At 46.1% G+C, this 17,484-nt stretch carries 22 protein-coding genes; all 22 read left to right on the top strand.

Translation table 11 applies throughout. From position 1 onward, the window contains the following. The first annotated feature begins 4 nt into the window (after positions 1–4). Genes HNY42_RS11165 through HNY42_RS11060 form a run of 22 tightly spaced genes read left to right on the top strand, consistent with a single transcriptional unit; the run spans position 5 to position 17,482 of the window. Positions 5–439: a flagellar export protein FliJ gene (locus tag HNY42_RS11165; protein WP_026828010.1), complete on the top strand. Its 435-nt coding sequence runs from the start codon at positions 5–7 to the stop codon at positions 437–439. Beyond that, positions 436–990 carry a MotE family protein gene (locus HNY42_RS11160; protein ID WP_131972515.1) on the top strand — a complete coding sequence of 185 codons (555 nt, stop codon included), beginning with the start codon at positions 436–438 and terminating at the stop codon, positions 988–990. The genes HNY42_RS11165 and HNY42_RS11160 overlap by 4 nt, the downstream gene beginning before the upstream one ends. A gap of 16 nt (positions 991–1,006) precedes the next feature. Beyond that, positions 1,007–2,179: a flagellar hook-length control protein FliK gene (locus HNY42_RS11155; RefSeq protein WP_188004507.1), complete on the top strand. Its 1,173-nt coding sequence runs from the start codon at positions 1,007–1,009 to the stop codon at positions 2,177–2,179. Beyond that, positions 2,172–2,642 carry a flagellar hook capping FlgD N-terminal domain-containing protein gene (locus HNY42_RS11150; RefSeq protein WP_131502582.1) on the top strand — a complete coding sequence of 157 codons (471 nt, stop codon included), beginning with the start codon at positions 2,172–2,174 and terminating at the stop codon, positions 2,640–2,642. The genes HNY42_RS11155 and HNY42_RS11150 overlap by 8 nt, the downstream gene beginning before the upstream one ends. After that, positions 2,642–3,538, top strand: a complete 897-nt coding sequence (gene flgG / locus HNY42_RS11145) for a flagellar basal body rod protein FlgG (protein WP_014970679.1) — start codon at positions 2,642–2,644, stop codon at positions 3,536–3,538. Before HNY42_RS11150 ends, flgG begins: the two co-directional genes overlap by 1 nt. Beyond that, positions 3,535–3,771: a flagellar FlbD family protein gene (locus HNY42_RS11140; RefSeq protein ID WP_026828015.1), complete on the top strand. Its 237-nt coding sequence runs from the start codon at positions 3,535–3,537 to the stop codon at positions 3,769–3,771. The genes flgG and HNY42_RS11140 overlap by 4 nt, the downstream gene beginning before the upstream one ends. Continuing rightward, on the top strand, positions 3,746–4,195 hold the full coding sequence (locus tag HNY42_RS11135; RefSeq protein ID WP_026828016.1) for a flagellar basal body-associated FliL family protein: 450 nt from the start codon (positions 3,746–3,748) through the stop codon (positions 4,193–4,195). The genes HNY42_RS11140 and HNY42_RS11135 overlap by 26 nt, the downstream gene beginning before the upstream one ends. 9 nt (positions 4,196–4,204) lie before the next feature. Continuing rightward, a complete protein-coding gene (fliM, locus tag HNY42_RS11130) occupies positions 4,205–5,188 on the top strand; it encodes a flagellar motor switch protein FliM (protein ID WP_012370738.1) in 984 nt (327 codons plus the stop codon). 1 nt (position 5,189) lies between these two features. Continuing rightward, complete coding sequence (gene fliY / locus HNY42_RS11125) at positions 5,190–6,320, top strand: flagellar motor switch phosphatase FliY (protein WP_188004506.1); 1,131 nt, start codon at positions 5,190–5,192, stop codon at positions 6,318–6,320. A gap of 12 nt (positions 6,321–6,332) precedes the next feature. Further along, entirely contained in the window at positions 6,333–6,698 is a 366-nt protein-coding gene (locus HNY42_RS11120; RefSeq protein ID WP_026828018.1) for a response regulator, read from the top strand. A gap of 14 nt (positions 6,699–6,712) precedes the next feature. After that, positions 6,713–7,189 (top strand): flagellar biosynthetic protein FliO, encoded by a 477-nt coding sequence (locus tag HNY42_RS11115; protein ID WP_251138584.1) that lies wholly within the window; start codon positions 6,713–6,715, stop codon positions 7,187–7,189. Further along, on the top strand, positions 7,186–7,854 hold the full coding sequence (gene fliP, locus HNY42_RS11110) for a flagellar type III secretion system pore protein FliP (RefSeq protein WP_114595506.1): 669 nt from the start codon (positions 7,186–7,188) through the stop codon (positions 7,852–7,854). The genes HNY42_RS11115 and fliP overlap by 4 nt, the downstream gene beginning before the upstream one ends. A gap of 11 nt (positions 7,855–7,865) precedes the next feature. Continuing rightward, a complete protein-coding gene (gene fliQ / locus HNY42_RS11105; RefSeq protein ID WP_012370733.1) occupies positions 7,866–8,138 on the top strand; it encodes a flagellar biosynthesis protein FliQ in 273 nt (90 codons plus the stop codon). Then, complete coding sequence (gene fliR, locus HNY42_RS11100; protein ID WP_188004505.1) at positions 8,135–8,902, top strand: flagellar biosynthetic protein FliR; 768 nt, start codon at positions 8,135–8,137, stop codon at positions 8,900–8,902. The genes fliQ and fliR overlap by 4 nt, the downstream gene beginning before the upstream one ends. A 1-nt stretch (position 8,903) precedes the next feature. Further along, positions 8,904–9,995 carry a flagellar biosynthesis protein FlhB gene (gene flhB / locus HNY42_RS11095; protein ID WP_131502578.1) on the top strand — a complete coding sequence of 364 codons (1,092 nt, stop codon included), beginning with the start codon at positions 8,904–8,906 and terminating at the stop codon, positions 9,993–9,995. A 14-nt stretch (positions 9,996–10,009) separates the two neighbouring features. Further along, complete coding sequence (gene flhA / locus HNY42_RS11090; RefSeq protein WP_131502577.1) at positions 10,010–12,034, top strand: flagellar biosynthesis protein FlhA; 2,025 nt, start codon at positions 10,010–10,012, stop codon at positions 12,032–12,034. A 3-nt stretch (positions 12,035–12,037) separates the two neighbouring features. Then, a complete protein-coding gene (locus tag HNY42_RS11085; RefSeq protein ID WP_188004504.1) occupies positions 12,038–13,105 on the top strand; it encodes a flagellar biosynthesis protein FlhF in 1,068 nt (355 codons plus the stop codon). Beyond that, a complete protein-coding gene (locus HNY42_RS11080) occupies positions 13,102–13,956 on the top strand; it encodes a MinD/ParA family protein (RefSeq protein ID WP_131502575.1) in 855 nt (284 codons plus the stop codon). The genes HNY42_RS11085 and HNY42_RS11080 overlap by 4 nt, the downstream gene beginning before the upstream one ends. A gap of 21 nt (positions 13,957–13,977) precedes the next feature. After that, positions 13,978–15,966 carry a chemotaxis protein CheA gene (locus tag HNY42_RS11075; protein ID WP_188004503.1) on the top strand — a complete coding sequence of 663 codons (1,989 nt, stop codon included), beginning with the start codon at positions 13,978–13,980 and terminating at the stop codon, positions 15,964–15,966. 11 nt (positions 15,967–15,977) lie between these two features. Beyond that, positions 15,978–16,406: a chemotaxis protein CheW gene (locus HNY42_RS11070; RefSeq protein ID WP_026828027.1), complete on the top strand. Its 429-nt coding sequence runs from the start codon at positions 15,978–15,980 to the stop codon at positions 16,404–16,406. Beyond that, the gene (locus HNY42_RS11065) at positions 16,399–17,007 is read left to right on the top strand and encodes a chemotaxis protein CheC (protein WP_114595514.1); all 609 of its coding nucleotides are present in this window, start codon (positions 16,399–16,401) and stop codon (positions 17,005–17,007) included. The genes HNY42_RS11070 and HNY42_RS11065 overlap by 8 nt, the downstream gene beginning before the upstream one ends. After that, the gene (locus HNY42_RS11060; protein ID WP_131502573.1) at positions 17,000–17,482 is read left to right on the top strand and encodes a chemotaxis protein CheD; all 483 of its coding nucleotides are present in this window, start codon (positions 17,000–17,002) and stop codon (positions 17,480–17,482) included. Before HNY42_RS11065 ends, HNY42_RS11060 begins: the two co-directional genes overlap by 8 nt. Positions 17,483–17,484 lie beyond the last annotated feature (2 nt).

The raw sequence follows: 17,484 nt of genomic DNA, 5'->3' as shown, positions 1-17,484 counted from the left end.
GCGAATGAAAACCATATATGAACGTATTATTCCTTTAGCGGAAGCGGAAAAGGATCGTGTTTCAAAACATACTGCTGAAAAAAAGAAGCAATATGAAGTCGAGGTCGAGAAACTGTACCATCTTCTCGTTCGTTATGAAGCTTTTTTAAAAGCACAAAATGAAACAGGAACGGTTGAGCTGCTTGCTTCTCAATACCGTGAACGTGCACGTGATGTCGTCAAACAACAGATTGAGCGACAACAGCTATACGTGACCCAGGCGAAAAATCAGTATGAACGGGCTCAAGTCGATTTAAAAGAGGCTTTGATTGAAGAAAAGAAATTTACACGACTGCAATCAAATCAATTAGAAGAAAATCGGCGGACACTCGCTTTGGTGGAACAGAACCAAATGGATGAATTAGCATTATTGCAGTTTGGAAGAAGGCGAACGACATGAGTGAGAACAAGTCATCAAAACAATGGATTTTGCCCTTATTAATCATCCCGTTGTTATTGTTATTATTTACAGCCTATCTCGTATTAAATTACGCTAATGGGCGGCCGATTTTTTCATTGCCTTTTGCGTCAGAAGAAGTAACGAACACGAAGGTAACGTCTTCAAAAAGTTCGGAGATCGAACAACGTTTGAAATTAGCAAACGCTGAAATCAAAAAACTACGGGCAAAGACGACTGATCAAGCAGAACTCATCCAAGCGAAAGAACAGGAAGTCGTCCGGTTGATTGCGGAACGGGATCGGTTGAAAAACACGCCGGCTACACCTGCAACGACAGTGACAGATAAGTCTGCGTCGAAAAAGACTGCTGATGTGACAGATGTCTATGCGGAGATGACGCCGAAAGATGCAGCCAATATTTTTAACGAATTGAGTCCGACGGAAGTCGTTGCAATCATTAAAGAAATTGATGCTGAACAACAGGCGGCCATCATGGCAAAGATGGATCCTAAAAAAGCTGCAGCGTTGACACAATTGTTGGCAGTCCAATAAGGGGTGAGAAAATAAAATGAACTTGACGACGGATGTACAGCAAGCACAAACAGCTAAACCGGTTACGAAGTGGAACGGGAAAGAGCTCCCAGCGAATGGCGTTGGAAATTTTGCTTCGTTACTTCAATACTTAGTGCAACCTCTAGCTGAGGGCGTACAGAATCCTTCACTGGATCAACAGACAATACCAACTGAAGTGGAGACGAATCTTGAAGTCAAACCGCTGTTGGAACAATTGACCGCACAGCCGGAAAAAGTCTTAAAACTTTTGGAGCAACCCGAAGTAGAAGGTATGATACATGATCCAAAAAAAGCGACGGAGCTGATTCAGTTCATCAAGTTGATACAAGACGGACAACAAGGACAAGCGATGGAGTTATTCGAACAATTTCCTGTCTCGGTCCAACAAGTACTCGCAGCGGCCGTTTCAACTGTCATCGGAGTCGATAAGGAAAATGTGAAATCAAATGAATTACCGGTCGGAATGAATACTCCGGTTATACGGATGACTGACACTCCAGGAATTGCCTTGTCAACTCCACCGGTGAGTAATCCCACGTTGGTTGATTCTACAGGCATCAAAAAAGATGCAGTTGTGACTCCGTTTTCGAACCGTCTTGTACTTCCTGAACAAAATACACCAACACTGAAAACAAGTGTCATGACTAAAAAGGTGATTGAATCCATTCAGATAGCTGCTGATCCGGAAGGGAAAGACCAACCATCAGCACTAACCGGTTTGAAATTTGAACGAATGAACAGTGCATTAGGAGTAGGCGTTCGGCCATCCGTCATGCAGCCAAGTGTCGATGATCAACTCACGTCACGGATTGAAGCGGCGATGAAACAAGCACCATTTTTAAAAGGCGCGGACGGTTCGACAAGGATGTCCATCCGATTATATCCAGAACAGTTGGGTGAGGTCGTCATCCAATTGGATAAAAAAGATGGTTTATTGACGGTAAAGCTTTTCGCAGCGACGGAACAAGCGAAACAAATGCTGGATCAGCAACTAGGAAAGTTACATACTTCGTTGCAGCCGCAAGCACCATTCGTCAAAGTCGAAACCGGGATGTTAGCATCGAGTGTCAAAGACTTTGAACAAGGTTTACCGCAAGAACGACGAGAGCGTCAGCAAGAAGAACCTGCACCGTACGAAGAAGAACTAGAGGAGGATGAAGATGACTGAATCCATCAAAAATGATGCGTCGTCCTATCAGTTACCGGAGAAAACGAAAGTACCATCCAGTAACTCGATGGACAAAGACATGTTCATGAAAATCCTGATTGCCCAACTGTCCAATCAAGATCCGACGGCACCGATGGAAGACAAGGAGTTCATTTCGCAGATGGCTCAGTTTTCTTCTCTTGAACAGATGCAAGCGATTGGAAAAGGGATGGATACGATGATGCTCAATCAGCATGCGGCGGCTCTGATGAACTATAGTAATTTGATTGGAAAAAGTGTCAGCTATGAAGGTGAGACTGTCACGAAAGATGCGACAGGAGCAGATGTGACATCGACCGGTAAAGTGACGGCAAACGTCCTCAGTGTAAAGCGTGACGGGGTCGATGTCATTGCCGAGTTATCGAACGGAAAAAGTGTCAGTGTCTACGAATTGACTGAAATTAAAACAAAGGAGGAAAAATAATGTTACGTTCAATGTATTCAGGAATCAGTGGGTTAAAGAACTTCCAAACAAAGTTAGACGTCGTCGGGAATAACATCGCCAACGTCAATACATTTGGTTATAAAAAAGGCCGTGTCACGTTTAAGGATCTTGTCAACCAATCAGTTGGTTCCGCATCAGGTAATGGTGGAGGTGTCGGTGGGACAAACCCGAAACAGGTAGGACTCGGGGCCTCGATGTCAACGGTCGATAACGTTTACAATCAAGGAGCGTTACAAAATACAGGTCGAACGCTTGATGTCGGGATTTCCGGTGAAGGATTCTATCAAGTCTTAACGGCAGACGGTGTGCGTTATTCTCGTTCCGGTAACTTTTATACAGATCTTCAAGGGAATATCGTAACGGGAGATGGAAATTATCTCGTAGGATTGTCTGATCCACCGCCTGCCAACCCTGGACAGCCACCTGCCGATCAAGCAAACCTACCTGCCAACCAATACGATGCTCAAGGTCAAATCACAAACAAAGTAAATAATGGCTACATGAAGTTACAAATTCCGACAGGAGCACAGAACCTTGCAATCGGAAAAGATGGACTAGTCACGTTTGTCGATGGAACGGGTAACTTGCAACGAGTTGGTTACGTATCAATGGCTAATTTTGCTAACCCGGGTGGTCTTGAAAAATCAGGAGTGAACTTATTTGCCGCTTCTCAAAACTCGGGTATCGCAGCGACTGGAACGCCAAGCACAAACGGTCTTGGTCAATTAACATCCGGAACACTTGAAATGTCAAACGTCGACTTATCGGAAGAGTTTACGGAAATGATCATCGCCCAACGCGGATTCCAGGCGAACACCCGGATCATTACAACATCAGATCAGATTTTAGAAGAACTCGTTAACTTGAAACGATGATTACTTTAACGACATTACGTGAAACACCGCTTGTCTTAAATGCAATCTTAATCGAAGCGGTCCGGTCGACACCCGATACGACGATCCAGTTGGTCGGGGGACAGACTTATGTCGTCAAAGAAACATTGGAAGAGGTAAAAGCAGCCACAATCGATTTTTACCGACAAGTCGGTTTAACGGGCTTGAACAGTGCTAGGAGGCTCGAAGATGGCAGAAGAAAAGAAGAAGAGTAAGTTGAAATTACCACTCATCATGGTCGTCGTCGCGATTATGATGGTAGGCGCGGGCTACATGCTTTCAAAATATTTGTTAACGAGTGATCCGACCGAAGCGAAAGTCGAACAACCGACAGGAGCGGAACTCGAAGAGCGAAGTTTTCAAACAGATGATTTAACGACGAACATTGCAGACGAACGATTCTTAAATGTTCAGTTTACAATCGTCACGGATGACGCGGCGACGCGGGAAGAACTGGAGTTACGCAAGTTTCAAATCAACAATATCATCTTAGGGGATTTAGCTTCGATGAAAAAACAAGATTTAGATTCTAAACAAGACATGGCGAAACTCGAAGAAAAATTACGGGGGCAATTTAAAAAGCTCCTGCAAGAAGGCGATGTTCAACGTGTCTACACGACGAAAAAAATCATCCAGTGAGGTGGCCGCATGAGCGAAGTATTATCACAACATGAAATTGACGCCCTGCTATCAGCCATTTCAAGCGGAGATATGGAAGTCGAGGAAATACGCAGTCAAGAAGAAGAACGTCGTGTGAAAGTCTATGACTTTAAACGGGCGTTGCGATTCTCAAAAGACCAAATGCGGAACTTAACGCGGATTCATGAACAATTCGCCCGAGTCTTGACGACCCATTTCTCAGCACAGCTTAGAACATACGTCCAGTTTACGGTCAATACGGTCGAACAGCTGCCTTATGATGAATTCATTCATTCCATTCCGAACATGACCTTGATTAATTTAGTGAATCTTCATCCGTTAGACGGACGGGTCATCTTCGAAGTGAATCCGAACATCGCGTATGCGATGCTCGATCGATTGCTCGGCGGACCGGGTGAAGGCATGAATAAGATTGAGAACTTGACGGAAATCGAAACCCGGATCTTGACGCAGTTATTCAAACGCGCCTTTGTTCAATATGGGGCAGCGTGGGAATCGATTGCCGAAATCGAAGCCGAGTATGATGATTTGGAAATCAATCCACAATTTCTTCAACTCGTCTCACCGAATGAAACGGTCATTCTCGTCTCGATTTACGTGACGGTCGGAGAAGTAAGCGGAACGCTTAATGTCTGTCTGCCGTTCGTAACACTCGAACCAATCATTCCGAAACTTTCGAGTCACTTTTGGATGCAACAAGAGAAACGAAAGTCAGCCGATAACCAAGAGTCAGAACATATGCAAACACAGTTGATGGGATCAATCGTCGATTTGAAAGCAGTGCTCGGCCAGACGGAACTTTCGTTTGGAGAATTGTTACACCTCGAGGTAGGCGATTGCCTGTCCCTCCAGACACGTACATCCGATCCGGTTGAATTGTTCGTCGATGATCGGAAAATGTTCAAAGCGCGGCCTGGTCTGAACGGGAAGCATCTCGCTTTACAAGTCTTACAACGAATTGAGGAGGAATAACATGAGCGATATGCTTTCGCAAGATGAAATCGATGCATTATTACGTGGAACCCCATCGGCTGAAGAACCAACCGATACCCAATCAATAGACGATTTACATCAATTGGATGAGATGGAAATTGATGCGCTTGGAGAAGTCGGGAATATCTCGCTAGGGAATTCCGCGACGGCTCTGTCCGCGTTATTGAATCAAAAAGTCGAAATCACGACACCACACGTGCGGATGATTACGATGGAAGAATTGCGGAGTCGTTATCCGATTCCCCACGTCGCCCTTCGTGTCGGATATACAGAAGGATTCAAGGGAGAAAACGTTTTAATTTTGACACAACGGGATGCTTCCGTCATTGCGAATTTGATGATGGGCGGCGATGGTGTCGTTGACGAGAGTCTTGAAATGGAACCGATTGCGTTATCTGCCGTCCAGGAAGCGATGAACCAGATGATGGGAGCGGCTGCGACCTCAATGTCGACCGTTTTCTCAATGCGTATCGATATCTCGCCTCCAGCGGTCGAAGTTTTTGATTTCTCGCAAGAAAAAAGTATCGTGGATAGCTTCTCGTTATGGGAAAGCATGGTCATCATCGAGTTTGATTTGAAGATCGGAACGCTGATCGATTCAAAAATCGTACAATTGGCACCACTTGAATTTTCCAAACAACTGATTCAGAAATTATTCAGTGCCAGTACGACAACGACCGAACCGGCACCCACAGCTCAAGTCCCTACACCAGAACCGGTCCGGGAACAGCCGGCCGCGCCACAGCCACAACCGGAACCCCGGTATGAAGCACCGCCGGAATACAAAAAAGAGCCGGTTGGTGTCAGTCCTGTCCAATTCGGTCAGTTCTCTGAAGTGCAACAAGAAGGTCCGCCCGGAAATATCGGCATGCTCTACGATGTACCATTGAATGTCACAGTCGAACTGGGACGGACACGCCGGTCAGTCCGGGACATTTTGGAACTGACGCAAGGTTCAATCATTGAACTGGATAAATTAGCAGGAGAACCCGTTGACGTGTTCGTCAATAATACATTGATTGCAACGGGTGAAGTCGTCGTCATCGAAGAAAACTTCGGTGTCCGGATTACAGAGATTGTCAATAAAAAAGAACGTCTGCGGATGTTCTAAGGAGGAAATAGGATGAGTGCAAAAGTTTTGATTGTAGATGATGCAGCTTTCATGAGAATGATGATTAAGGAAATTTTATCGAAGAACGGCTATGACGTCGTCGGTGAGGCGGAAAACGGACGTGAAGCAGTTTCGAAATATAAAGAGTTAGCGCCGGATCTCGTCACACTTGATATCACGATGCCGGAAATGGACGGGATTTCAGCATTAAAAGAAATCAAAGCCTTTAACCCGGCTGCCAAAGTCATCATGTGTTCTGCAATGGGACAACAATCGATGGTCATCGATGCGATTCAAGCCGGAGCAAAAGACTTCATCGTTAAACCGTTCCAGGCAGACCGTGTACTCGAAGCCGTTTCGAAAACCATTTCATCATGAGAAGACTGACCTGTTTGACCTGTCTTCTCCTGTTCCTGCTGACGCATCAGGTCGGTGCCGAAACAGTGGAAGAGAAGCTCAACCCATCTAAGAAAAATGAACCTACAACACAACAGGTCGACGGGTCATCGACAGTCGTCACGGTCGTAAAAATCGTCGTGACACTCGCAGTTTTGATTGGTGGATTCCTTCTTGCCGTCCGTTTCATCAATGAACGGACAAAGGGAGTCCGTCAATCGAGCCGACTGTCGCATCTCGGTGGTGTCCCGCTTGGCAAAGATCGATCCGTTCAGCTCGTGAGGGTTCACGGTAAGATTTATGTTGTCGGTGTCGGTCAGAACGTTGAACTGCTTGATACGATTGAAGAAGACGACGAATGGTTAGCAACGGATACATCCGACAGCCTACCACATCCGTCAGCCGCATCCCCGTTTCTGGAATCATTTAAGCAACAGCTCGATCAGTTCCAGAAGAAACGAGGACGGTCATGACGACGATTGAAAACTTGATTTCCTTGGATACGCCGTCCGGGACGGCGACTTCCATCAAATTACTGGTCTTACTTACGCTTTTATCATTAGCACCGTCGTTACTGATTTTGATGACTTGTTTCACACGCGTCATCGTCGTCTTATCCTTTGTTCGTTCTGCTTTAGGAACACAACAAACACCGCCTAACCAACTGCTCGTCGGACTGGCGTTATTCATCACATTGTTCGTTATGGCACCTATTTTAACAGAATTGAACACGACGGCATTACAACCGTACATGGACGACAAAATCAGTCAAGAGGAAGCCTTTGATCAAGCCGGAGGAACGATGAAACGTTTTATGTCTCAATACACGCGGAGCAATGACTTAGAACTGTTTTTGAAGTATGGCAATTACGAGAAGCCCGAGAAGGTGGAAGATATTCCGCTCGTCGCGTTAGTACCGGCCTATGCCATCAGTGAGTTAAAGACGGCGTTTCAAATCGGATTTATGATTTTCATTCCGTTCCTCGTCATCGATATGGTCGTTTCGAGTGTCTTGATGTCGATGGGGATGATGATGTTACCACCGGTCATGATTGCCTTACCGTTTAAATTATTATTGTTCATTTTAGTAGATGGTTGGCATTTGATTGTCGAATCACTACTCGTCAGCATGCGATAGGGAGGGACGACATGACGCAGGAAATGATTATTCAATTAGCCAGTTCGGCCGTCTGGACCTTGTTAAAGGTGTCAGCTCCGCTCTTGCTCGTCTCACTCGTCGTTGGACTTCTCGTCAGCATCTTGCAGGCGACGACTCAAATTCAAGAGCAGACCTTATCGTTTGTTCCGAAGATTGTTGCCGTTTTTTTAGCACTCGTCTTTTTTGGACCATGGATCATGGAAGAACTCAAAACGTTTACGATTGAAATCTTCAAACAGATTGCCGAGGTTTCGCGAAAATGACGTTACTGTCCTTTGTCAGTGTTTTTTTACTTGTATTTGGCCGACTTGTTGGATTTTTAGTGGCTGCTCCTTTGTTTTCATCGAAGCAGTTACCCGCTCAGCATAAGTTGGCAATTGCTGCAGGACTTGCCTATTTTGCCAGTTACGCGGTCAAGACAACGGTTCAAGTCGATGACATCGATTTCTTTTTTCGAATGGGAACAGAAGTCATCATTGGGCTCGCCCTCGGTTTGCTCGCCAGTTTTTTACTGTATGCGCCACAAATGGCCGGATCAATCATTGATTTACAGATGGGGCTGGCGATGGCTTCCGCATATGATCCGATGTTTGGTGGTCAATCGCCGATCGTCGGTCGATTTTTTTACATGTTGACACTGCTCGTGCTGCTGGCGTCAGATATGCATTTGATTTTACTGGATGGCATCTATACGAGTTTTAAAATCTTTCCGCCCGGCAGTGCGATTAACGTTTCCGGAGAAGCCGGCATGAGCTTAGTCGTTCGTGTCGTCGGGCTCGCGATGCTCACGGCTCTTCAAATGGCGATGCCACTTGTGGTTGCCTTGTTTTTAGTCGATTTGGCGCTTGGTTTTTTAGCGAAAACCGCACCCCAGTTCAATATTTTTGCGATTGGATTTTCCGTCAAGTTATTGATGGGTTATGCGATTTTGTTTTTACTCGCCGGAGCGACCATTACCGGGATTTCCCGATTTGTTCCCTTATTACAAAACGTACTGTCCGATGCGATTCAATTACTAGGAGGTTGAGATGAAAAAATACACATTAACGCTTGACCTCCAGTATTTTGCGGGCGAAAAGACGGAAAAGGCATCACCCCGAAAACGTGATGACTCTCGGAAAAAAGGTCAGGTCGCAAAGTCGGCTGATTTAACGAGCAGTTTGATGTTGTTCGGAATGTTCTTGATTCTATTTTTCTTTGGTCCGTTTTTAGGGAAACGGTTCGTCATGGTATTAGAAGATGGGCTGAGCGCCCAAACGGTTTTAGTCGCTGTCGAAGAAGGACGCGTCCAGGAAGTCATGATTGAAATGCTGGTCCAAATGAGTATTCTTGTTGCACCATTCTTTCTGACGGCTGTCGTCATCGGCATTTTAGGGAATTTTGTACAAATCGGAGCATTGCTTAGCACCGAATCGATTCAACCGAAACTCGACCGGATCAATCCGTTGCAAGGCGTCAAACGAATCGTCAGCATGAAAGCATTAATTGAATTCTTAAAATCTGTTTTTAAATTACTTGTCATCGGTGTGACGAGCGGAACTGTCTTATGGAATAACAAAGTAGAAATTTCACGTTTGACGTCAGAACCGATTGGTGACGCCTTGGCGATTATCGGTCATCTGACGTTCCTGTTAGGGATTTCGGTCAGTATTGCGTTGATTGTCCTTGCTGTACTAGATTTTGCATATCAAAAATTTGATTTTGAAAAGTCGATTCGGATGAGTAAACAAGACTTAAAGGATGAGCATAAGAATACGGAAGGTGACCCGCAAATCAAAGGGAAAATTAAACAGCAACAACGGGAGATGGCGATGCGGCGGATGATGCAAGAAATACCGAATGCCGATGTTGTCATTACGAACCCGACCCATTACGCCGTAGCGATTCAATATGATGACGGCAAACATGCCGCACCCATTGTCGTCGCCAAGGGAGTGGATGCTGTCGCATTCCGGATTCGGGAGAAGGCGACAGCAGCTGAGATCCCGATTATTGAAAATAGACCGCTCGCACGAGCATTATTCGCAAAATCAGAAATAGGAATGGCAGTGGATGAATCATTTTATCAGGCACTCGCTGAAACACTCGCCTTTGTCTATCAAATGAAACAAGCGAAATGAAAGGATGAAGCATCATGACTATTTCAACACGAGATTTATCTGTCCTGCTAGGCGTCATTATGATTGTCTTCATGCTCGTCATTCCACTGCCAGGATTTTTACTCGATTTTCTCATTATCATCAATATTTTAATTGCCTTAATGGTCTTACTTGTCGCAATGAACGCGAAAGAAGCATTGGAATTTTCCGTTTTCCCGACACTCTTACTGATTGTGACTTTGTTCCGATTGGCATTGAACGTCTCGACGACCCGTGCGATTCTCTCGAACGGGAACGGTGGAGAAGTCATTGAAGCATTTGGTAGTTTCGTTGTCGGCGGAAACGCCCTGGTTGGATTCGTCGTCTTCTTGATTCTCGTATTGATTCAGTTTTTGGTCATCACGAAAGGATCAGAGCGGGTATCGGAAGTGTCGGCCCGTTTTACGCTTGATGCCATGCCCGGAAAACAGATGGCGATTGATGCCGATTTGAATTCCGGTATGATTGACGAATTACAGGCCCGGACACGCCGCCAAAAAATTCAATCGGAAGCCGATTTTTACGGAGCAATGGATGGAGCTTCGAAATTCGTCAAAGGAGACGCGATTGCCGGAATCATCATCGTCATCATCAACTTGATTTTCGGAATGATCATCGGTGTCGTGCAACAAGGGTTACCAATGGGGGAATCTGTCAAGCTGTATACGCTGTTAACCGTCGGTGACGGTCTTGTCAGTCAAATCCCGGCCTTATTGATTTCTGTTGCAACCGGAATCATCGTTACCCGCTCGACTTCTGACGGTAACTTAGGAGAAGACATCATCGGTCAGCTCTCACGGACACCGCTCCTCGTCATGATTGGAGCCGGTGCAATCTTCCTGCTAGGACTCTTTACAGCAATTCCCGATTACGTGACGATTCCTGTCGCGGCTGCAGCGGCTTTCTTCGCTTGGCGATTGACACGAACGTCAAAAGCAGCACAAGAAGAAGTGGCTGTCGAAGAAGCACCAACTGAAAATCTGCGATCTAGCGAATCGGTCATTTCCCTCTTGAACGTCGATACAATTGAGTTTGAATTTGGCTATGGTTTGATCCCGCTCGCAGATGAAGCACAAGGTGGGGATTTACTCGACCGGGTCGTCATGATCCGGAGACAGTTGGCACTTGAACTTGGATTCGTCTTACCGACAGTCCGGATTCGTGACCATCTGCAACTTCCACCGAACCACTACCGGATAAAAATCCGTGGAAGTGAGATGGCAACCGGCGAACTGTTACTCGATCATTACCTGGCAATGAGTCCGGGAGTGGATGATCCGGAAATCCAAGGTATCGAGACGGTTGAACCCGCGTTTGGGATGCCGGCCTTATGGATTGACGAACGGACGAGAAGCCGAGCAGAGATGTCCGGCTATACAGTCGTCGACCCGCCATCTGTTGTCGCAACACATTTGACAGAGCTTCTGAAAAAACACGCGGCCGATTTACTCGGTCGGGAAGAGACAAAACAACTGGTTGATCATTTAAAGGAATCGCATCCGATTTTAGTCGACGAAGTGACACCACAATTGTTGTCGATCGGCGAGCTACAAAAAGTGTTCGTGCAGTTGTTAAAAGAAAAAATTTCGATTCGAAACTTACCGCTCATCTTTGAGACATTGGCCGATTATGCTGCCGTGACGAAAGATAGTGATTTGTTGGCTGAATATGTCCGTCAAGCATTGGCTCGACAAATTACGGAACAAGTCTTACAAGGAGACGTCTTACACGTTGTGACGGTATCGAGTGAACTGGAGATGGAGATCCAGTCAGCGATTCAAAAAACGGAGTTCGGCAATTATTTGGCGCTTGATCCGGATAAGGCAACACGTTTCATCGAGTCACTAAATGAATTGACGGCAGAATTCGAACGATACGGAGCTCAGCCAATCGTTTTGGCATCGCCAAGTATTCGGATGTTTGTTCGTCAATTAACAGAACGTTATTTCCCGGATGTGCCTGTTCTGTCTTATAACGAACTGATTCCGACCATTGAAGTCAAGAGTATTGGGGTGATTTAACACATGATGGTAAAACGAATTATCGCAAATTCTGTCAGCGAAGCGATGGAACTGGTTAAACAAGACTTAGGAAATGATGCCATCATTTTGAACACACGGCAGATCAAAGTGGGCGGTTTGTTCGGCTTGTTTGCACAAAAAAAAGTGGAGCTCGTCGCCTCAGTCGAAGAACATCCGGTCGAAAAAACAACACAGCCTGTAAAACGGGTCTCGGATGAGCTACAACCAACTAAATCAGTCGTTCAAAGTCACCCATCAATGATGGAGCCGCTTAGCCCGAAGATTGTCTCGTTCAGTTCACGGCGGTTGCCGGAAGCGCTTAGCTCATACGAAGTCTTGCTCGCTGAACCTGCCCTGCAACATGAAGCGGAGGCACTCTATGATTTATTAGTGTCAACTTACTACAAGACCAATGATGTGAGACAGGTCGAACAAGCCTTCATCACGACTGTGACTGCTCCTATTCAAGTCACGACGGCAACTTCCCGTTTCATCATGGTGACCGGACCAACGGGAGTCGGAAAAACGACGACCCTTGCCAAACTGGCTGCTTATTACCGTCTCACGAAACAACAAACCGTTGGATTGATTACGACGGATACATATCGGATTTCAGCCATCGAACAATTACGGACTTATGCCGACATCATCGATATTCCGTTACACGTCGCCTATGATTTACAAGAATTCGAACAAGCGAAAGTCGACTTATCCGACTGTGACGTTATCCTAATCGACACGGCGGGAAGAAATTTTCTTGACGCGGGTTATGTCGAACAGTTAAAAAAGCGGCATGATTTTTCAGAGACAGATGTATTTCTTGTACTCAGCTTAACGTCGAAGTACCGCGATTTAGAACAGATTCAACAACGGTTCGATCAAGTACCGTTGTCCGGATTCATTTTTACCAAAGCCGATGAGACAACAGATTTGTGGTCGATTTACGGACTTACGAAAAAGACACAGTTGCCTGTGTTTTGTCTGACGACCGGACAAGAAGTACCTGAAGACATCATCTGGCCGACAAGTGCAGAAGTTTCCCGAATGATTGTAGAAAGAGGGTTAAGATGATGCCAGAGGATCAGGCACGAGCGTTAAGATCAAAAGTTTCCGTACGGCAGACCAAAACCATTGCCATCGTCAGCGGTAAAGGTGGGGTCGGAAAAACGAATGTCGCGGTGAATCTGGGTGTCGCGTTATCGTTGCAAGCTAAAAAAGTATTAATCATTGATTTGGACATCGGTATGGCGAATGTCGGTGTGCTACTCGGAAAATCGTCGAAAGTTTCATTAATGGATTGTGTCAAGGAACGGTCACCCTTGACCCAAGCGGTCGTCGAAGCGACGCCGGATCTGCATTTCATTCATGGCGGGAGCGGATTCACAGAACTGATGGATCTGACGGATCATGATGTCGAATTCATGATGAGCGAGTTTCGGTTTTTCTATGAATATGATTTCGTCTTACTTGATCTAGGTGCCGGAGCGACACATCAGACTTTTGATTTCATCAGTAGTGCGGATGAAGCATGGCTGGTCGTGACGCCTGAACCGACGTCGATCATGGACGGATATGCTTTCGTCAAACTTGCGCATCACCATGCAAATGAACTTCCTGTCGCTGTCATCGTCAATCGGGCAACGAACGGACAAGAAGCGCTTGAAACGTTTGACCGGCTACAACAGGTCAGTCAGAACTTTTTGGGAAAATCGTTGCGCTTCGTCGGTTTTTTGCCGGATGATCCGACTGTCATGAAGGCAGTCAAAGCCCAACGACCATTTTATGTATTTGATCGGACGAGTGATGTCAGTTGGCGACTTGATCATATCACGACATCGCTGACAGGACTTCAGGTCCAGGAACAGAAATTTTTAGACCGGTTACTGAATCGTTTGAAAAAACGGCATAGCCGTGTCCGCTAACCATAAAGGAGGATACGTTCCATGGATTTAAATGAATATTTAGGATTGTTTCTTGATGAATCGATTGAACATTTACAAGCCATTAACTCGAGTTTGCTGATTTTTGAACAACGACTCGACGATGAAGCCGTTATCGATCAAATTTTCCGATCCGCTCATACTTTAAAAGGGATGGCCGGAACAATGGGGTATGATGCCATTGCCGATTTAACACACGAAATGGAAAGTGCACTTGATTTAGTCCGTTCGAAGACACAACCTGCTACACCCGAATTAATTGATGTACTATTTGTCGCAGCTGAACAGTTAGAAACGATGGTCGAGGATATCAGTCAAGGTGGTACCGGGAAGCTGGATGTAGCAACAACCGTCGTTCGTTTGAAACAGTTTATCAATACGGATTCGGAACCAGGTCAGGATACGGACAAACCTGCAGCAACAGTCGTGAAAAACTTTGAGTGTGATGTCTACTCTGAGTCGGTTGTCCGTCAATCGATGGCTTCCGGTTATCAAGCCTATGTCATTACGGTGGAGTTATCGGCGGATGTCATTTTGAAGGCAGCCCGGGTGTATATGGTATTTGACCGGTTGCAAAACCTCGGGGATGTCATCTTGTCGAATCCGACTTCGGATGAACTGGAACAGGAACAATTCGAGACCCGTTTTGATGTCTTGTTCGTGACGATGAAATCTGCTGAAGACATTCAAGGTGAAATCAAAGCCGTTTCGGAAGTCGCTCAAGTGTTGATTCAGCCATTCGAAGTGCCGGTCGAACCAGCAGCAGCGGCGACATTGCTTGAGCCGGTTGAAAAGCCGGTCGTCAGTCCGGCAACGGATACTTCGAACGAGACGCAAACACCGGTTGCGGCAAAAACGATTCGTGTCAACCTCGAGCGGATTGATCGATTGATGAATCTGTTTGAAGAATTCATCATCGATCGTGGACGTCTCGAGCGGATTGCGGCAGAAGCCGGTTCTTCTGATTTGACGGAGACGGTTGAACGGATTAAACGCGGAACAAATGAACTGCAGTCACTGGTCCTGACGTTACGGATGATGCCAATCGAACAAGTCTTCAATCGTTTCCCGCGGATGGTACGTTCGGTATCGAAAGATGTCGGCAAAAACATCAAGCTCCACATTACAGGAGCAGAAACGGAACTCGACCGGACGGTCATTGATGAAATTGGGGATCCACTCGTCCACTTGATTCGAAATGCGGTCGACCATGGAATTGAAAGCAAAGCCGACCGGATTTTAGCCGGGAAAGCAGTTGAAGGAAATCTTTCCCTCCGGGCCTATCATTCCGGAAACCGTGTTTTCATTGAGATTGAAGATGATGGCGCAGGAATCAATCAGGAACGGGTGACAAAAATCGCCCTTGAAAAAGGATTGTTGACGGAAGAAGAGGCGGCGATGTTGACGCCGGAAGAAGCGGCAATGTTATTGTTCGCGCCTGGATTCTCGACGGCAGAAACCGTCACCGACTTATCAGGTCGTGGTGTCGGGCTGGACGTCGTTAAATCGAAAATTGAATCGCTCGGTGGAGAAGTCTTCGTCGAGACGAAACGCGGAGAAGGAACGATTTTCAGAATCAGTTTACCGCTGACGTTATCGATTATTTCTGCGATGCTCGTCAAGTTGGGAGAAGAAACGTATGCCATCCCGTTAACAGCCATCCTTGAAACGACATCGCTGAAGCAGGACGCCATTTTACAAGCCCACCGGGAAAAGGTATTCGATTTCCGTGGCCAGCTTGTTCCATTGATTTCATTAAATCAAGTATACGGATTACCACATGTGGAGGCAGATGCCTATTCTGTCGTCGTCGTCCGAAGTGGTGAGAAATTAGCAGGGTTGATAGTCTCAGAACTGATAGGACAACAGGAAATCGTCATGAAACCGTTAGGCAGTTATCTTGAGGGGATTCGTGCGATTTCAGGTGCGACGATTCTGGGTGACGGACAAGTTGCGTTAATCATTGACAGCAATGCACTGTTACGAAAGTGAGGGAATGAAGAATGGAACAAAAATGGGTCGTCTTTCAATTAGAAGAAAATGCATATGGAATTGATGTGCAATCGGTTCGTTCAATCGAACGTGTCATTCCGATCACACGTATCCCCAATGCCGCATCCTATGTCAAAGGTGTCATTAACTTACGCGGAGTCGTTACACCCGTGATTGATTTGCGGACGCGTTTAGGATTTGAGGCCGTCGAAGAAACAGAAGAAACGCGTATCATCATCGCAACACTGGAACATGGAGATGCAGGATTCATCGTGGATTGTGCAAATGAAGTCGTTGAAGCAGCAGATGTCCGGATTGAACCGCTGGCAGATTCAAAACAAGATGAGACAAACTATTTAACAGCCATCGCTAAAGGGGAAGACCAACTGTTCTCTTTACTCGAACCAAACCGTTTATTTGAAGAGATTATCCATGCTTAATCGAATGGAACAGGATGTCTTTCGAGAAATTGGTAATATCGGGGCAGCACATGCGGCAACCGCTTTATCCACGTTGCTGGGACAACCGGTTGAAATCGAAGTCCCTTCAGCGGACTTGGAAGGGTTCTCGACCATCATTGAGAGGGTCGGAGGTGCTGAAGCCTACACAGCAGGAGCACTCCTTCGGTTTTCTGGGGATATTAAAGCATCCTTATTATTTTTAATGCCGCTCAAGGATGCTGAGAAACTCGTTTCGCAGTTATTGCAACAGCCATTTCAATTTTTTTCGGAGCACCATGCGCTTGGTGTTTCGGCATGGGAAGAGATCGGGAATATCTTAATCGGCGCTTATGCCCGCTCGATTTCCGATTGGCTGGATTTATCCGTCCATGTCACGGTCCCGGCCTCTGCTTTTGATATGGTAGGAGCAATTTTGGAAGTTGCCTTACTTGAGTCAACAAAATTTGGTAACATGGCAGTATACATCGATACACGTTTATCCAGTTCAGGTAATGATTTGAATGGTCATTTATTGTTACTACCTGAAGAAGGTGCCTTTGATTCGGTCTTTCAACGATTGGGTGTGGATATTGATGGATGAAGTCGTTCGGATTGGAATTGCAGAATATGCAGTCAGCCAAAAACCAATCATTCTTCGGACGGCTGGTTTAGGTTCTTGTGTCGGTGTCATTATCTACGATCAAGAGCGTGGACTGTCGAGTATGGCACACGTGATGTTACCGGACTCGGCAATCAGTCGGAATATCGCACTGGAAATCGGAAAGTTCGCCGATACGGCCGTCGTCGAGTTGACACGCCGTCTTCGTCATAGTGGAGCAATTCGTCTCCGGGCAAAAATTGCCGGTGGTGCACAAATGTTTCAATTTAAATATGAACACGAATCGATGCGAATCGGTGAACGAAATATTGCGGCGGTAAAATTGGCTTTACGAAAAGCGAACGTCCCACTCGTTGCGGAAGACGTTGGTGGAACAAATGGTCGAACGATCGAGTTCCATTCTCAGACTGGACGGTTAGTCATCCGGACAGTCAACGTCGGAACGCTGGAAATTTAGAG

This window comes from Exiguobacterium sp. Helios (genome assembly GCF_014524545.1).
In the GTDB taxonomy this organism is placed as follows: Bacteria; Bacillota; Bacilli; order Exiguobacteriales; family Exiguobacteriaceae; genus Exiguobacterium_A.
The sequence above is the reverse complement of the archived record's forward strand: the minus strand, read 5'-3'. Positions and strand labels throughout refer to the sequence as shown.

Excerpts from the sequence above, each read along its gene's own strand:
- HNY42_RS11165 (WP_026828010.1), top strand. The coding sequence starts at position 5 with ATGAAAACCATATATGAACGTATTATTCCTTTAGCGGAAGCGGAAAAG.
- HNY42_RS11160 (WP_131972515.1), top strand. The coding sequence starts at position 436 with ATGAGTGAGAACAAGTCATCAAAACAATGGATTTTGCCCTTATTAATC.
- HNY42_RS11155 (WP_188004507.1), top strand. The coding sequence starts at position 1,007 with ATGAACTTGACGACGGATGTACAGCAAGCACAAACAGCTAAACCGGTT.
- HNY42_RS11150 (WP_131502582.1), top strand. The coding sequence starts at position 2,172 with ATGACTGAATCCATCAAAAATGATGCGTCGTCCTATCAGTTACCGGAG.
- flgG (WP_014970679.1), top strand. The coding sequence starts at position 2,642 with ATGTTACGTTCAATGTATTCAGGAATCAGTGGGTTAAAGAACTTCCAA.
- HNY42_RS11140 (WP_026828015.1), top strand. The coding sequence starts at position 3,535 with ATGATTACTTTAACGACATTACGTGAAACACCGCTTGTCTTAAATGCA.
- HNY42_RS11135 (WP_026828016.1), top strand. The coding sequence starts at position 3,746 with ATGGCAGAAGAAAAGAAGAAGAGTAAGTTGAAATTACCACTCATCATG.
- fliM (WP_012370738.1), top strand. The coding sequence starts at position 4,205 with ATGAGCGAAGTATTATCACAACATGAAATTGACGCCCTGCTATCAGCC.
- fliY (WP_188004506.1), top strand. The coding sequence starts at position 5,190 with ATGAGCGATATGCTTTCGCAAGATGAAATCGATGCATTATTACGTGGA.
- HNY42_RS11120 (WP_026828018.1), top strand. The coding sequence starts at position 6,333 with ATGAGTGCAAAAGTTTTGATTGTAGATGATGCAGCTTTCATGAGAATG.
- fliP (WP_114595506.1), top strand. The coding sequence starts at position 7,186 with ATGACGACGATTGAAAACTTGATTTCCTTGGATACGCCGTCCGGGACG.
- fliQ (WP_012370733.1), top strand. The coding sequence starts at position 7,866 with ATGACGCAGGAAATGATTATTCAATTAGCCAGTTCGGCCGTCTGGACC.
- fliR (WP_188004505.1), top strand. The coding sequence starts at position 8,135 with ATGACGTTACTGTCCTTTGTCAGTGTTTTTTTACTTGTATTTGGCCGA.
- flhB (WP_131502578.1), top strand. The coding sequence starts at position 8,904 with ATGAAAAAATACACATTAACGCTTGACCTCCAGTATTTTGCGGGCGAA.
- flhA (WP_131502577.1), top strand. The coding sequence starts at position 10,010 with ATGACTATTTCAACACGAGATTTATCTGTCCTGCTAGGCGTCATTATG.
- HNY42_RS11085 (WP_188004504.1), top strand. The coding sequence starts at position 12,038 with ATGATGGTAAAACGAATTATCGCAAATTCTGTCAGCGAAGCGATGGAA.
- HNY42_RS11080 (WP_131502575.1), top strand. The coding sequence starts at position 13,102 with ATGATGCCAGAGGATCAGGCACGAGCGTTAAGATCAAAAGTTTCCGTA.
- HNY42_RS11075 (WP_188004503.1), top strand. The coding sequence starts at position 13,978 with ATGGATTTAAATGAATATTTAGGATTGTTTCTTGATGAATCGATTGAA.
- HNY42_RS11070 (WP_026828027.1), top strand. The coding sequence starts at position 15,978 with ATGGAACAAAAATGGGTCGTCTTTCAATTAGAAGAAAATGCATATGGA.
- HNY42_RS11065 (WP_114595514.1), top strand. The coding sequence starts at position 16,399 with ATGCTTAATCGAATGGAACAGGATGTCTTTCGAGAAATTGGTAATATC.
- HNY42_RS11060 (WP_131502573.1), top strand. The coding sequence starts at position 17,000 with ATGGATGAAGTCGTTCGGATTGGAATTGCAGAATATGCAGTCAGCCAA.